The organism is Porphyromonas pogonae, assembly GCF_036320655.1.
Lineage (GTDB): Bacteria > Bacteroidota > Bacteroidia > Bacteroidales > Porphyromonadaceae > Porphyromonas > Porphyromonas pogonae.
The window spans coordinates 2794841-2809792 of sequence record NZ_CP143258.1 but is presented as its reverse complement, the minus strand read 5'-3'; the positions used below and the strand labels follow the sequence as shown (position 1 = coordinate 2809792).

The 14952-nt window shown below is 41.5% G+C and carries 16 protein-coding genes and 2 pseudogenes; 1 reads left to right on the top strand and 17 read right to left on the bottom strand.

Annotated features, from left to right (window positions below; all coding sequences use genetic code 11):
* Positions 1-44 precede the first annotated feature (44 nt).
* The 10 genes from VYJ22_RS11230 to VYJ22_RS11185 all read right to left on the bottom strand — a co-directional run bounded on the left by VYJ22_RS11230 (position 45) and on the right by VYJ22_RS11185 (position 6279).
* Positions 45-251: a helix-turn-helix domain-containing protein gene (locus VYJ22_RS11230; protein ID WP_329904167.1), complete on the bottom strand. Its 207-nt coding sequence runs from the start codon at positions 249-251 to the stop codon at positions 45-47.
* Positions 252-320: 69 nt separating this feature from the next.
* Positions 321-1040, bottom strand: a complete 720-nt coding sequence (locus VYJ22_RS11225; RefSeq protein WP_329904166.1) for a hypothetical protein — start codon at positions 1038-1040, stop codon at positions 321-323.
* A gap of 21 nt (positions 1041-1061) precedes the next feature.
* A complete protein-coding gene (locus VYJ22_RS11220; protein WP_329904165.1) occupies positions 1062-1814 on the bottom strand; it encodes a relaxase/mobilization nuclease domain-containing protein in 753 nt (250 codons plus the stop codon).
* Positions 1792-2001, bottom strand: coding sequence for a hypothetical protein (locus tag VYJ22_RS11215; protein ID WP_329904164.1), 210 nt, complete (start codon positions 1999-2001; stop codon positions 1792-1794). Before VYJ22_RS11215 ends, VYJ22_RS11220 begins: the two co-directional genes overlap by 23 nt.
* Positions 1991-2353, bottom strand: a complete 363-nt coding sequence (locus VYJ22_RS11210) for a MobC family plasmid mobilization relaxosome protein (protein WP_329904163.1) — start codon at positions 2351-2353, stop codon at positions 1991-1993. The genes VYJ22_RS11215 and VYJ22_RS11210 overlap by 11 nt, the downstream gene beginning before the upstream one ends.
* A 126-nt stretch (positions 2354-2479) precedes the next feature.
* Positions 2480-2707, bottom strand: coding sequence for a toprim domain-containing protein (locus VYJ22_RS11205; RefSeq protein ID WP_329904162.1), 228 nt, complete (start codon positions 2705-2707; stop codon positions 2480-2482).
* 31 nt (positions 2708-2738) lie between these two features.
* Positions 2739-3647, bottom strand: coding sequence for an IS982 family transposase (locus VYJ22_RS11200; protein WP_329904160.1), 909 nt, complete (start codon positions 3645-3647; stop codon positions 2739-2741).
* Between the two features lie 100 nt (positions 3648-3747).
* Positions 3748-4449, bottom strand: a complete 702-nt coding sequence (locus tag VYJ22_RS11195) for a CHC2 zinc finger domain-containing protein (protein ID WP_329904158.1) — start codon at positions 4447-4449, stop codon at positions 3748-3750.
* A 242-nt stretch (positions 4450-4691) separates the two neighbouring features.
* On the bottom strand, positions 4692-5909 hold the full coding sequence (locus tag VYJ22_RS11190; protein WP_329904157.1) for a VapE domain-containing protein: 1218 nt from the start codon (positions 5907-5909) through the stop codon (positions 4692-4694).
* Positions 5910-5922: 13 nt separating this feature from the next.
* Positions 5923-6279, bottom strand: coding sequence for a helix-turn-helix domain-containing protein (locus VYJ22_RS11185; RefSeq protein ID WP_329905615.1), 357 nt, complete (start codon positions 6277-6279; stop codon positions 5923-5925).
* 303 nt (positions 6280-6582) lie between these two features.
* On the opposite strand from VYJ22_RS11185, the gene VYJ22_RS11180 reads away from it, so the two are divergent.
* A complete protein-coding gene (locus VYJ22_RS11180) occupies positions 6583-7323 on the top strand; it encodes a DUF4272 domain-containing protein (RefSeq protein WP_329904155.1) in 741 nt (246 codons plus the stop codon).
* 188 nt (positions 7324-7511) lie between these two features.
* Here the strand turns inward: VYJ22_RS11180 and VYJ22_RS11175 are convergent, their stop codons facing one another.
* The 7 genes and pseudogenes from VYJ22_RS11175 to VYJ22_RS11145 all read right to left on the bottom strand — a co-directional run bounded on the left by VYJ22_RS11175 (position 7512) and on the right by VYJ22_RS11145 (position 14947).
* On the bottom strand, positions 7512-7880 hold the full coding sequence (locus tag VYJ22_RS11175; protein WP_329904153.1) for a ligand-gated ion channel: 369 nt from the start codon (positions 7878-7880) through the stop codon (positions 7512-7514).
* A complete protein-coding gene (locus VYJ22_RS11170) occupies positions 7870-8190 on the bottom strand; it encodes a hypothetical protein (protein ID WP_329904151.1) in 321 nt (106 codons plus the stop codon). Before VYJ22_RS11170 ends, VYJ22_RS11175 begins: the two co-directional genes overlap by 11 nt.
* Before the next feature lie 7 nt (positions 8191-8197).
* Positions 8198-9025, bottom strand: a pseudogene (locus tag VYJ22_RS11165) (site-specific integrase); the annotation flags it as partial.
* Positions 9026-9113: 88 nt separating this feature from the next.
* Positions 9114-9655, bottom strand: a pseudogene (locus VYJ22_RS11160) (helix-turn-helix domain-containing protein).
* A gap of 219 nt (positions 9656-9874) precedes the next feature.
* Entirely contained in the window at positions 9875-11803 is a 1929-nt protein-coding gene (dnaK, locus tag VYJ22_RS11155; protein ID WP_329904149.1) for a molecular chaperone DnaK, read from the bottom strand.
* Positions 11804-12316: 513 nt separating this feature from the next.
* Positions 12317-13321 carry a type I glyceraldehyde-3-phosphate dehydrogenase gene (gap, locus tag VYJ22_RS11150; protein ID WP_329904148.1) on the bottom strand — a complete coding sequence of 335 codons (1005 nt, stop codon included), beginning with the start codon at positions 13319-13321 and terminating at the stop codon, positions 12317-12319.
* A 309-nt stretch (positions 13322-13630) separates the two neighbouring features.
* Positions 13631-14947 (bottom strand): pyridoxal phosphate-dependent aminotransferase, encoded by a 1317-nt coding sequence (locus VYJ22_RS11145; RefSeq protein ID WP_329904147.1) that lies wholly within the window; start codon positions 14945-14947, stop codon positions 13631-13633.
* Positions 14948-14952 lie beyond the last annotated feature (5 nt).

Sequence of the window (14952 nt, the reverse complement as noted above, 5' to 3'; positions counted from 1 at the left end):
TTGATTACAATCCTTTTTTTGTATCTTTTTATATTTCAGTAAAATTAATTAGAATCTTTATTAATTAATACCCTCGCATCCAACTTCAATATCTCCGCAATCTCAAATAACACTTCCAAATTCGGTTGTCGCCTGTTGCAAGCGTATGCGTTGACCATAGCAAAACTTTTGCCCAGCTTTTCAGCAAGCCAAGTTTGTTTAATTCCTTTTTCTTCAAGTACTTCTTTTATTCTATTCAGCGGTTTACCCATTGACCATTGCTTTATGTTAGAATACAAAGATGTAAAATATTATAGCATATAAATAGAATATCATGATTTTTATTTCCTCTTCATCTTTTCCATTTCCTTTTTCAGTCTATTTGTCTCAAAATCATTCATCCTTTTCCGCTCCATCTTCTCCGCCTGCTCTTTTACTAACTGTTCGTACTTTTCCACTTGTTTACGGATAACCGATATTTTCTTCTTATCCCGATTGTACGTAAAAACACTTTCCAGTTTTAAGAGATTTTCAGAACTGATTTTGCCGTACATTTTGATATAACGGTACTTTATATCATTGTCCGAAAGTTGGGCATTTCCGTGTAGTTGCCAAATATTACCTACCAATGAAAGTAAAAGGGGAAATCCCAATGCAATCAGCGTGAGAGCTGCTTTACTGTTTTTGAAGTCAATGCTGAAAATGTGCTCTTTGCGGACAACGGAATGGCTATCTTTTTCGGGCAGAGATATTTTCTGTTCCACAGCTTTAAATCGTTCGTTCAACTCGGAATGCTTTTCATCCACCTTTTCAAAGGTCTTCTTTATGGCAAAGCCTGCAATCTGAGCGAAGGTGTTTTTCAACACTTTTATTTGTTCAGGTGTAAACTGCCGTTGTTCAGATACACGTTTCAGTTCGTCGAACAATAAGTTTATCTTACCCAAATCTATTGTGGGTTCATTGGGGATGTTTTGCGGCAATCTTTTTAATGTCTCTATTTCTTGTTTCAATTCTTCAAACAGCGTATATACTGCCGAAGCATTCATTTTATCTGTACTCATAATCTTTCTGTTTTTTTGTTGTTATAATCTTCTGCGTATTCTGATTCTGTTTTTAGTCGCCAGTTTGCGGGCTTTCAACGACTGAATGTAATCGGCAAGCGTGGCGTCGTAATGCGGACTGTCCAATAAGGAAAAAATCTTTAGCTGACCAAGAATCGAATCAATTGTGTTTATGATACCGTTTCCTTCCGACATTTTTTCCTCTTGCCTTTCTGCTTCCTGTAATGCGTGATAGGCATTGTCTTTGATTTGGCGATCAATCTTTGAAAAGCTACACGCTCTGTCCACTTTTGAACCTGAAATACGATTACCATCCTTCTCGAAGATAATGCCCTGTATCTTGTCGGTATTGCCGTTCATCTTAAAATCCATCGTTATACCTTGTTGTTTCAAGCTTTGTTGTAATTGCTCCCATGTCAGGCATCGGGGAACAGATTTCCGAAGGGCGTCGTAAATCTCGTATTTGGTTTTGTCGTTTCCTTTGAGCCGTTCGCGCTTTACGTTTTCTTTGCCCGAGGCGATATACAGCCCATACTTTTTAGTCAGTTCCAAACAGAATTTTGTACTTCGCAACTTTTCGTTTTGGTCTGAAATTCGTTTTCCGTCATTATTAATTCGGTTTATAACTAAATGAATGTGCGGATGGTCGGTATCGTGATGGCGGGCGATGATGTATTGCGTGTTACAGTAGCCCATCTGCCGCATATATTCCTTGGCGATGCCCACCATCATTTTATCGTTAAGCCGTTGCTTATCCTGCGCCGAAAAATCCAAGGATATATGCGCTACGGGTTTTTGAGATATTCGGGTTTAGTTTGCTTTGGTTAATAAAGCTTCGGATAACGGATTCTTTGTCTTTCAATCGCACGCCGTCGCCGTCCAATAGCTCCGCTTTGTCTTTATCCAATACGTAGTTGACTACGCCTCGGAATCCACGTCCCTGAACAATTTTAGCAATCATCTTCTATCCGTTTTATCAGATTATCCAATCGCTCGTTCAGGGTAAGATTGTCCTTGTGAATCTGAAAATATCCGGCTGCATTGGCTTTGTGGGCAATCTGATTGACGTTATTGGCAATACCGGTTAATTGACGGATATGGTTCATCAGTTCTGGGGATAACCGTTGCTTAACGATGCTTGAAGCAATACACCGACGGATGTATTCACTGCGGGTTATTCCTGCCGAACGCGCTTTGGCTTTTAACGAATAATATTCTTCGGTAGCCATTTTCAGGGTAACCTTGTACTTCTTTTTTTCAGCAGCTTGTTTAGCGGGTCTGCCGTTTGTATTTCTGTTTTTAATTGTATTCATATGCTGATTTTGTAATGTGATAAAATAGACCAGCGGGATGTAGTAAGCCTCGCAGAGCAAGGTTTTGGTCTGACTAAAACACAAACTTGCTCCCCACAAAATCCGAAGGTTTCTGATTGTTTGACCTTATCTCTTTAATCCTTTTCTTTTCGGTTTTACGGATAAATTATCGGCTTGTTTTTGTCGGCATAAATACGTGTTCAGATCTTTAAAATCCGCATACTTTTTTGAAATATCCGCAATGGGCAAATTTAGTTTTTGTAGTTTTTCCAAGGCATGTTTCCCGGCTTCGTCGTTGTCTAAAAAAGCGTTGATTTTTTTCGTGTTTCGAGAGAAACGGGATGGCTTTTTCAAGATTGGTTACTGAGTTTAACGTGAGTTCGGTCTAAGCGTGGTGTACTAAGTGGGTTGATGGATTGTGTATGATTTCTAGGTTTAATTCCGGCTTTTTGGGTAGCAGATTGTAGGCAATTATGCCGGCAATCAAATTAATGGCGAAATTATTGACGCTTCTGTGTCGTGTATGCTCTATTTGACAAACGTTTTTGAGTAGGTCATTAACGGTTTCCACAAGGGCTCTTTTCCTAAGTAATATCCTATTATACAGGCTCATCAGAGTGTTTTTCATGTTTTTCTTTATCTTCGTAATCATGTGTATGTCGTCAATGAAGAGCTTATCGAAAAGACTTTGTGAGATGTATCCTCTGTCGCCAACAAGTTTGCCGAAAAGTTTCTTCGTGAAGGTTCCGCCTTTAAGTGGAGCACGGTCATCCGTATTCCCCGGTGTGATTTGATATTGAATGATTTCACCCCGGTCGTTAATCACAATATGCAGTTTGAAACCATAGAACCATCCCATACTGCATTTGCCCTTTTGGGCCCACCCTTTCATGGTCTTATGCCCGTGTGCCCGCTTGATATGGCAGGTGCGTAAAGGTGTGGAATCAATGAATGAGATACCGGTGCATTCGCCCAGACAACACATATTGAGAAATGAAATTAGTTTGAATGCCACCTTGCTTTGTAATTCCACAAAACGATTGTAAGAGACCAACGAAGGAAAATCCGAATGACATTGTTGCGTAATATATTGAAGATAAAAGGACTTAAAATCGCGATACCTCGAATGATGGAAAAGAATCAGAATAGTCATGATTTCAGCATCGGACATCCTAAACTTGCGATTTCTTCGCTTTTTGTTTCCTTCGCAAAGGGTTCTTTGCTGAATCAAGGTATCGAAAAGTTTGGAAAAATCATCGGTAAGACAGAAAATTTCAACTATATTTGTTTTCATAAAGTGGTGTTTTGTTTGTTTGTATCTTATTGATTATCAACTACTAAGACACAGATAATTCACCACTTTTGCAATGAAATACATAAGAAATTACACTGATTTACAACACTTTGTAAACTCTATCATTCCTATTATCCCTTATATCGAACTCACGTGAGTTTAAGACAATGGCGGAAACATCGGCTTGTTTGGCTTGCATTGTCAGCAAAGAGAGGTAGTCTGTAAATCCTTCAAAAAGATGCACCGCAGGCGTTTTCTTATCGAACGTAGTAATTTCTTTGGGTGGAATGCAACCTTTGAATTGTGGGTTTCGCAATTCGTAACCGCCCGCATCGTTGGGAAAATCGATGGCAAAATAGTTTCGTTTGCCAATTTGGTAATGGATTTCTTTGCAATAGGCTTTGGCGATGTTCAAATTGATTTTTCGACTTTGTAGGAATTGTAAAAGCTGAGAATTTTCAAGCGGTTTGATTTCTGAAATCGACAATGCCGTTGTCGCTTTTTCTCTGATGGAATTTTCATGAAAAAAGGGAAATGAATGATTTTCTTTTTGTAAAATTTGTGTTGCAACAATAAATGAACATTGCTTCATTTTCATCACCAAGTCGATGATACTTCCGCCTTTGCCATTTCCGAAGTCATACCAAAGATTGGTTTTGTAATCGACTTTGAAACTTGCCGTTTTTTCGTCACGAAATGGACTTTTGTACATTCCGTAACCGTTGCGTTCTTTGGCGGGATAAATACCTTGATGGGCAAGGTAATCCTTTATGGATATGCGTTTTATATTTTCGTTTGTCATAATTATTTTTGTTTTATAAAAGTTTTCTAAGTTTTCAGGGTTTATCTTACTACATTTCTATTTTTGTATAAGCAATTGACAATGAAAGAAAAAAATGTAGTAAACACGATTTTTGTAGTAACTACTCATTAGTTTTGGAATGTAGTAGGTAGTAAGTTGGTCGTAAGATGAGTTTTTGCATCTCACTACGACGTAATTCTTTTTCTTTCATTGAGTTATCCTTATTTGTAGTAAGATAGTAACTACATTTCATTGTAAAGTGCAGGAATAAAAGGATTGGGCGAGATTTTGCGGATATGATACACATACAGCGGATTACCGTTTATGCGTTTTGATTTCCGCTCAAATCCCGCTTTTTTAAGCACTTCGCCCATTCGTTTTTCTTGCAGATTAATGGTTGTATATCCGCGCAAATAGGATAAGATTTCCGATGTGGTCATATAGCTTTCCGATGTTTCTTCGGGCTTTTCAAATCCTTTCAGTAGCATTTCGTACTCTACCGTCTGCACGTGAAAAGCTTCGCTTTCGCGGTGTAACCTCACAATCTCATCGTCATTGAACCAGTACCGAAACCCATTTTCCCAAAACCAAACAGCTTCGGTATACACGTTATCCATAGCTATCTGCTTGACAGATTCGATGTCGATATGTTCCACTTCAAAAGGCAAAAAGCGACGGCTTCCGGTGGGGTTGGTCAGAAAATCGTTGCCGTTTACCGATGCCATAAAACTCGCCAAATGCGGGTATTCTTCGATATACACATCGTACGGACGGCGGTATTTCACCCGTGGCGTAGTGATAAGATTTTTCAGTTCGTTTTCGTCCCGTTTGTTCAAAGCTTTCAGTTGGTCGTCGATATTAATAAATAGGTATTCGGCAATAAGCGTTTGGGTATCCTTACTCTGCGGATCGATTTTACCTGTAAAGAGATAGCTTTTCAACTTCTCGGGACACAGCAAATCCAGAAACGTGGTTTTGAACTTTCCTTGTTCGCCTGTCAATACCAGACAGGTGTGATTACGACAGTGCAAGTCGTCCATCGCGTTTGCGACTACCGACACCAACCACTTTAAGAGATAGGTTTGCCATTTTTCGGAATTGACAATCGTAACGCATTGTGCCAACCGTGCAATTTCGGACGGTCGGTTTTCGTCCCATTCGGTCAGCGAACGAAAATATTCCTGCACGGGATTGACTTTCGGACAAAAATCACTTTCCAAAATGGCGCGGATGTTTTCGCCCGATGTGTTGATACCCGTTGAGGCATCCAGCAAACGACGCATTGAGTTGATGTCGAATTTCGTGAGGGGCGAAAACGGTTCATCCGCTGTCAAAGGACGAAATTCGGTACGGCTTTTTACTGTGTTAAAACGGAAATCGTAATGCTCGCGAAGGAATGTTTTGATGCGTTCGTTTTTGGATTGTTTACCGCCGTTGTTGCCGGTTCTTTTTTCTTTCATCGCAACAACGATTTTATCGGTAAACAGGGCGAGTCCTTTTTCCTGAGGTAAAAGCGCGCGCTTCTTCGCTGATTTCCTGCACCATCTTTTTCCGTCCGTTTTCTATCCATGCAAGCAGTTCCTCTTCAAAAAAATAGAGCTTCTTGCCGTTTTTGTAACAGGGAATGAATCGTTTCCGAACAAGGGCATAAACAGTGGGTTTTGCCTTACCGATGATTTTACACGCTTCCTCTATTCCTATCGGAATGCGCTTGGCGGGAACGGTAGGCGGTTGCCTTTTTTCTACCAATGATTTGATTTCAGCCACTTCGCTGACTAAGTGTGCTACTGCCTTGGGCAGGTTTTCAAAAGAAATTTCATTTGTTTCTATAATAATCGTTTTTGATTGATACGGTGCAAATAAAATAAGTGATTAGGCTGTGATGCGAGCCACTGGGAAAACACTATGAAAAACACGCGACGGATTGTTAATTTTCTTCTTTCCTACTCAATAATGATAAATAAATTCAATATTTTGAGGCTGTTATGTGGAAAGATAGTACCTTTGCAAAGGAACTTTTATTGCTTGATGTGTACCGATTAAGGTGAATGTGCGCAATAGGATTGCGGATATTTGCGTGTTAGCGGCAACTATATGACAACACGACAACGACATATTACTAAAATAATAACAATGGGAATATTGACAAGTATATTTTCATTTTTTGGTTGCGGACAAAATAGCAACAAAAAGAGAATGACAATGCAAACAGTTTATGCTACCGACCATAAGTTGACAATGCAAGAGAGAAAAGAATTTACCAATAGTTTTCTAAGACAAAAAGGAATTCCAATTTTGGAGCATCTTCCTTTTGTGGAGGACTATGCAGAAGCCCGTTTCAGAGACCAAAGACAGGTTGCTTGTAAATCTGTTGTTATTTATGGACTTATTTATGTTGCACACAACGAAAGGACAGCAGAAGAAATGATTTCCTACTTCAAAAAATACAACCTTTGGAATTATGTTTCACCAAACGAGAAAAAGTATTTAGAAAAGCCGATAAGAACAGAACAAGAAAATAATTCTATCTCATGGCGAATTGAGTGCTTAAATGTTTTACTTTGGTCGCTTGGACATTTCGATACTTTATCCTTTCCGACAGATATTTGTGATTTCAGCAATTACAAAAACTTACCAAACTTAGATAACGACCCAACAGAATGGATAAATAATTCAAAACTTCGCAACACAGAAGACATTCTAAACGAAACAGACATGATTTATAGAATACATTGGGCTGTTAGAGACGCATCACTTAATGGTAAACCAATTCCAGCAAAAATCAATGAAGATATTGTAATGGAAAGACACTTTGCTCTGAATTGGTTAGTTATATATGCTGAAAACTGGGGCGATATAACAACAGACACTTAAATACTAATGATTATATAGAGAAAGGCAGCTGCTAACACCTAAGGTTTCGTTGTGCCTGCAAGGCAAGCAATGAAACCGATGTTGAACGGAACCGGAATGCGTTATGGGGATTTCGTGCGGAACGGTGAGAGGATAGAGGGCAGTTTTAGGACTGCTTTTTGTTTTTCAGAATTAGTCTTTTCCTTTAATCATTTGTCCGATAACTTTTCCTGAATCAAAATAATTCCTTTCTTAGGGTCATCTTTTAAATGGCTTTTGATGCTTTCGGGTTCTACATCTTTTAAAAGGTCAGCAAAAACTTTTTTGAGGAAGAGGGCTATATCTTCCTGTCTTCCAATGTTGAAGGACTTCCAAATATTCCACGCGAAATGGTAAATATCCAACGTAGATAAATCCTTTACTCTGACTGGTTGAATCGTAGAAAGAGGATGTTGTTCCGAATAAAGTTCCACATACCGGCAAAGCTGTTCCATATCTTTGTCAGAAACGTACGGGGCAAATTCTTTTCGGGTATAGTGAACGGCAAATTCTCTTTTTGCACGTTTCTTATCTTCCATCGCTCGGCGCTGATCGGCTCTCATAGCTTCTAAACTTTGAGGAATTTCGGAAGAAATGTTGGACGTTTTCGAGATTTCTTTCTTCGGGAAAAATTTCTTGACGGTTTGCCGTAAAAAGACCTTCAATAAGCAGGTTGAGCACGGCATAAGCAATCACACCCAGAGCGGTAACTGCCCAGAATACAATGTTGGCGGTAAACTCATCGGCGCCTGCCCCCACAACAAAAAGCCGTGCCAGTGCGCCAATTAACACACAAGTTACCAGCACAGATAGATAGACAATGATATATTCGAAATAGTTGGGTTTCATCTTTTCTTCATTTTTTATTTTCTATGGATTTTAGCTGTATGGCTTGTGCCGCCTTATTTTTCTTCTCATCCACGACTTTAGCATAGATTTGAGTTGTTTTTACGTTGGTATGTCCCAGCATCTTGCTGACGGTATAGATATCTGTGCCGCTGGAAAGTTGTAGAGTGGCGTAGCTGTGCCGGAAGCAATGGAATGTAATTCGTCGGCTTATACCGGCTGCTTTAATCCATCGTTCCAACGGCTTGGAAATCCACGATGGAGAGGGTAATCCCTCGAAAACAAGACGTTCTGGTTCACGTGGTTCACCGCAAAGCTGATAGGCTTGTTCTGAAGTCGGTATATATTCTACGACTTTGGTTTTCTGTTGCGTAAAGTTCAAGCGATAACCATTTCCCTCTTTCTGTATTTCTTTCCATTTTAGTTTTTGGATGTCACAATGACGCAAGCCAGTAAGGGCTGAAAACAATGCCGCGCGTTTCAATATTTCCCGTTCGCAGGATGTCCCGGCAAGCGTATTAAGTTCTTCCGCCGTCAAATATTCCCGACGTGATTCCTGTGCCTGAATACCCTTAATCTTCGCCGATAAATCTATGGTCAGATAACCGTCGATGAATGCCTGTTTCAGTGCAGCTTTGAAAATGGAAAAATAGGTTGCCGCTGTATTTCGCGAGAGAGTCTCTTTTCGATTTCCACCGCAAGGTGCGGAAATCAAAAAGCGTTTGAATTCTTCGGCAAAGCGAATATCAATCTGTGAAAACGGCAATGAGTCGCCAATAAATTGCTTCAAGAAATGATTGGTTTGCTGCCAATTTGTAAGAATTGATTGTGAACTAGATGTAAATATACCACTTTTTGCGATCTTCCGCCTTGCAAAGCCGAACGGTTACTTTAGTATTGGAGAGTTGTTTCATGTGGTATGTATTTTATTGTTGGTTGTAAATATTGTCGATTTCTGACTTAGGCACATAAACATACTTCCCAATTTGGCGTGTAGGAATGGAAAACTTGCGAATATGTTTATAAACGGAGCTATCAGATATGCCAAATTTCTTTGCTACCTCGCCGATTGTATAGCAATTATGTGGTTCAAGACTATATAATTTTGCTGTCGGCTTCTCTTTTTTAAGAGGTGCTTGAAGGATCGGAAACGTTTCTTCTATCGCTGCACGATCATCCGAATAAGGCAAGTCCCTAAGTTGATAGCAGGGATTCGCTTTTGTCGAACAAGACGATAGAGCGTACTCTTAGCAACACCGAAAAGAGCGATTGCTTCAGGAACGGAAATATACAGGCGGTCAGCAGAAATCTTATCGATGATTGCTTGCTGTTCTACTTCTTTTTTCTTCTGTGCTTTCTTTTTCCTATATGCTATTCCGCCACACTTTTTAGAGCAATAAACAGAATCCACCGTCTTGGGAACAAAAGACTGTCCACACACTTCGCATTGTTTCTGAATTTTATTCATTGGTATTCTTATCGCTATCTAAGTACTCATTAGTATTCATAAGTGTTCATAAGTTCCACTTCATCACTAAATAAGTTCCGTTACAAATATGGTACAAGTATTTAAGCATAAAATCGATAAAAAAGCATCATCAACGAGATTTTTCTATAAACAAAAATCGCAGTAATACAACGTATTACTGCGATTTGATTATAGTTTGTTATCGTTGCTATGACGATCTTACTTGACCTCTTCGAAGTCGGCGTCTGTGATGTCTCCTTGCGAATTGTCAGTGGAGGCTGAGCCGTTGTTCTGAGTACCTTGTGCAAAGTCGCCGGGATTGGGTTGCTGTGCTCCGCCTTGTGCACCGGCATTGCGGTACATCTCTTCACTGGCAGCCTGGAATACGCTGTTGAGCTCTGCCATGGCAGTATCAATAGCAGCAATATCCTGTGACTTGTGAGCTTCTTTCAGCTTTTCGAGAGCAGCCTCTATAGGCGCTTTCTTGTCGGCCGGCAACTTATCACCCATTTCCTTGAGTTGCTTCTCTGTCTGGAAGATGGTGCTATCAGCTTGGTTCAGCTTATCTATACGCTCTTTCTCCTTCTTGTCAGCTTCGGCATTGGCTGCAGCTTCGTCTTTCATTCTTTTGATTTCATCATCAGAAAGTCCGCTCGATGCTTCGATACGGATATTTTGCTGTTTGCCTGTCGCTTTGTCGAGAGCTGTTACATTCAAGATACCATTGGCATCGATATCAAACGTAACTTCGATCTGAGGTACCTGACGAGGAGCCGGAGCTATACCATCGAGGTTAAAACGACCAATACTCTTATTATCTTTTGCCAAAGAACGCTCACCTTGCAATACGTGAATTTCTACTGAGGGTTGGTTGTCCACCGCTGTGGTAAATACCTCGCTCTTCTTGGTAGGTATAGTTGTGTTGGCATCAATAAGACGAGTCATCACGCCACCCATAGTCTCGATACCCAGCGAAAGCGGAGTAACGTCCAGGAGCAGTACATCCTTGATCTCCCCAGTGAGCACACCACCTTGGATAGCAGCACCCACAGCTACCACTTCGTCAGGGTTCACCCCTTTTGATGGAGCTTTACCGAAGATTTGCTGTACCTTCTCTTGTATAGCAGGGATACGGGTAGAACCTCCCACGAGGATTACCTCGTCAATATCACTTTTTGAAAGACCGGCATCCTTGAGCGCTTGCTCGCATGGAGCCACACAAGCTTGGATAAGTTTGTCGGCCAATTGCTCAAACTTGGCACGGCTAAGCGTTCTTACAAGGTGCTTGGGTATACCGTTTACCGGCATGATGTATGGCAAGTTGATCTCGGTAGAGTTGGAGCTTGACAGCTCAATTTTAGCTTTCTCAGCAGCTTCTTTGAGACGTTGCATCGCCATAGGATCCTGACGGAGGTCAATGCCTTCATCTGACTTAAACTCGTCCGCAAGCCAGTCGATGATCACGTGGTCGAAGTCGTCACCACCGAGGTGTGTATCACCGTTGGTAGATTTTACCTCAAATACACCGTCGCCCAATTCCAGAATAGAGATATCAAACGTACCGCCACCAAGGTCAAACACGGCGATCTTCATGTCCTTGTTAGACTTGTCCAAGCCGTAAGCCAATGAAGCGGCAGTAGGTTCGTTCACAATACGACGCACCTTGAGACCTGCGATCTCACCGGCTTCTTTGGTAGCCTGACGCTGAGCATCGTTGAAGTAAGCAGGCACTGTGATCACAGCATCCGTTACCTCCTGTCCCAAATAGTCTTCGGCAGTCTTTTTCATCTTCTGGAGTATCATAGCAGAGATCTCCTGAGGAGTGTAGAGACGTCCATCAATATCCACACGGGGAGTGTTGTTGTCACCACGTACTACTTTGAATGGCACACGTGAGATCTCCTTGGATACCTGATCATAAGTTTCGCCCATAAAACGTTTGATAGAATAAACCGTTTTAGTAGGGTTCGTGATAGCCTGACGCTTGGCGGGGTCACCCACTTTACGCTCGCCACCTTCTACAAAAGCTACTACAGAGGGTGTAGTACGCTTACCTTCACTATTTGCGATAACGATAGGCTCGTTACCTTCCAATACTGCGACACAGGAGTTAGTTGTTCCTAAGTCAATACCAATGATTTTTCCCATATTATTTTTAATTTTTATTGTTTTCTTTTTTGCTTTGTTTTGTATGTGTTAATAGGTATTGTCTAAATCCTTTTTAACGCCTTACATCTGATATATTACAAAACCTATGCCAATAAAACAGCATATAATATGACGACAAATAGTATATGACAAACTGTCACGCTCATCTTTTTCCGCTCTGATTGTGCCTCCATTATGCTTATAGTGTAAAACTCTTATTCATACCGTATTCAATGGTTTATGGTAATGCAACAGAAGTAGTCATAGCCATATGACGTCTTTGCATGCGCATAGCATACGGCGCTTATGCCACGTGTAGGAGTTGATGCGTCCTAAGGACAAAACAACTAAGGGTGCTTGTACATTGTAAGAGACAAGTCCAACTCGTATCTTTCAATGGGTTGTACTCAGTTAAATAGATTATGGCGGACACTAATTATTAAAAAAAAACAAGGAGTAGACCCCCACAGAGAGGGATCTACTCCTTTAAATTTGTCTTATCGACGAAATGGATTAGCCGTTCACCTTAGCCATGTGAGCTACAAGGTCAAGAACTTTGTTTGAATAACCGATTTCGTTGTCATACCATGATACAACTTTAACGAATGTGTCAGTCAAAGCAATACCGGCTTCAGCGTCGAAGATAGAGGTGCGAGCATCGCCAAGGAAGTCGCTTGATACAACAGCTTCGTCAGTGTAGCCAAGTACACCCTTCAATTCGCCTTCTGAAGCAGCCTTCATAGCAGCACAGATTTCAGAATATTTAGCAGGCTTAGCCAAGTTTACGGTAAGGTCTACAACAGAAACGTCCAAGGTAGGAACACGCATAGACATACCTGTAAGTTTGCCGTTGAGCTCAGGAATAACTTTACCTACAGCTTTAGCAGCACCTGTAGAAGAAGGGATGATGTTACCTGCAGCAGCACGTCCGCCTCTCCAGTCCTTAGCAGAAGGACCGTCTACAGTCTTCTGAGTAGCTGTAGTAGAGTGCACTGTAGTCATCAAACCATCAGTGATACCCCAGTTGTCATGAAGTACTTTAGCGATAGGAGCCAAACAGTTAGTAGTACAAGAAGCGTTAGAAACGAACTGAGTACCTTTGGTATATTTGTCAAGGTTTACACCGCAAACAAACATAGGGGTGTCGTCCTTAGAAGGAGCAGACATAACAACATATTTAGCACCTGCGTCGATGTGACCTTGAGCTTTTTCTTTTGATAGGAACAAACCTGTAGACTCTACTACATATTCTGCACCGATCTCGTTCCATTTAAGGTCTGCTGGGTTCTTCTCTGCAGTAATGCGGATAGTCTTACCGTTTACAACAAGATGTCCGTCTTTTACTTCTACAGTACCATCGAAACGACCGTGCATAGTATCATACTTAAGCATATAAGCCATGTATTCTGCGTCCAAAAGGTCATTGATACCTACGATCTCAATATCGTTGCGAGTTTGAGCAGCGCGGAATACGAAACGGCCGATACGTCCAAAGCCGTTAATACCAACTTTAATCATTTTTTCTTAGTTTTTTAATATAGTTACTTAAATACCAAATTAGCCTTCCCTAGAGAGCGTGTCACTCTATTATTGTGATAAGCATTTTTATCACTACAAAAATAATTAATCTTATTCACAATATCATAAAGAGTTACAAAAATTTATCCTATTCGCCAAGAGGTTGCTCTCGGCGAATAGACTAAATAAGGTATTATACCATTATAGGATAACTCCTTATACACCGTCAAGATCCTTCTCTATCAGGGCAGGCAAGAGTATTTGTTGTTATTATTCTTTGTTGTAGGGTTAGAGTTATCAATAATAGTGCTATTCTGTGAGAGCGTTGTTCATCAGAATTAGCCTTTTTTCAAGATCGCCAAATTGGCTCTCCGGCAGTAACGAGATACAGATACGCATCACCCCTTGGCGTTCGCTGCCGGTGGTGTCAAGGGTGATGGCGCACAAGCCATACATCAGGAACAGCTCCAGCAGTCTTTCACTATCAAGATGGTCATAGCCTACCGTGAAGTAGAAGCCATCGGCTATAGGTACTCCGCCATCGGCATCATAAACGATGTGAAAGCCATTGTCCGTAAACATCTTCTTTACGATATGAGCTTTGCGCCCGTACTCCCTGATAGGCTCTACAAAGTTGTATTCGCCATCGTTTGCCGCTTTGAGCACTGCTGCCAGCCCCCACTGCACCGAGTGCGCTACACCTGACGAAAGGGCGTATAGTGCTGACGACACTAAAGCCTCGCCAAAACGACTGCGCCCGAATGTCTTTTCCAAGTCGGGGAAAGTCCTGTCGAACAGTTTGGGTGAAACGACGATCATCCCTGCACGCTGCCCTGCATAACTAAACGCCTTAGAGCTGGATATAAGCATCATCCAATTGTCCGTGTAGTGAGCTACAGTGGGCTGATAGGGAGGCACACCAGGGCGTGAGTAGTCGTGACGGAAGTCCATACCGAAGTAAGCTAAGTCCTCCATCACTACAACGTCATACTTCGTAGCCACCTCGCCTATGATACGCAGCTCCTCCTCTGTGAAGCATTGCCACGTGGGGTTATTGGGGTTGGAATAAAGTATCGTTTGGAACTGACCGGTGCTTAGGTAACTCTCGAGCTTGTCACGCAGTTTGGCTCCCCTGTAGTCATACACATCGAAGGTCTCGAACGGTTGTTGGAGTATTCTCACTTGCAACTTATTCATATTGAACCCCGGATCAATGAAGAGCGTACCTTTAGCTCTATCGGCATGTGTGCGATTGGCTACAAGGAAAGACGCAAAAGCTCCCTGCATAGCCCCCACGGTGGGTACACAGTTGGCAGGCTTGACATCTATATTGATAAAAAGCTTTACAAAGCGGCTAATCTCGTATTTCAGTTCAGGCAATCCGTCCAGATTAGGGTATACGGCACTTACACCACGCTCCATGGCGTCATGCTCTGCTTCTATGGCTATGCGTGGTGAGGGTAGTCCCGGCACGCCCATTTCCATGCGCACGTATTTCTGACCTGTTTTCTTTTCCATCAGATTTACCAGTGCTACGAGGTCTCTGATAGAAGCGTTTGCCAGATTCTTAATATTCAGTTCGGCCTGAGCCTGAGTTATTACAGATCTGTCTATTGGAAATTCCATTGTAT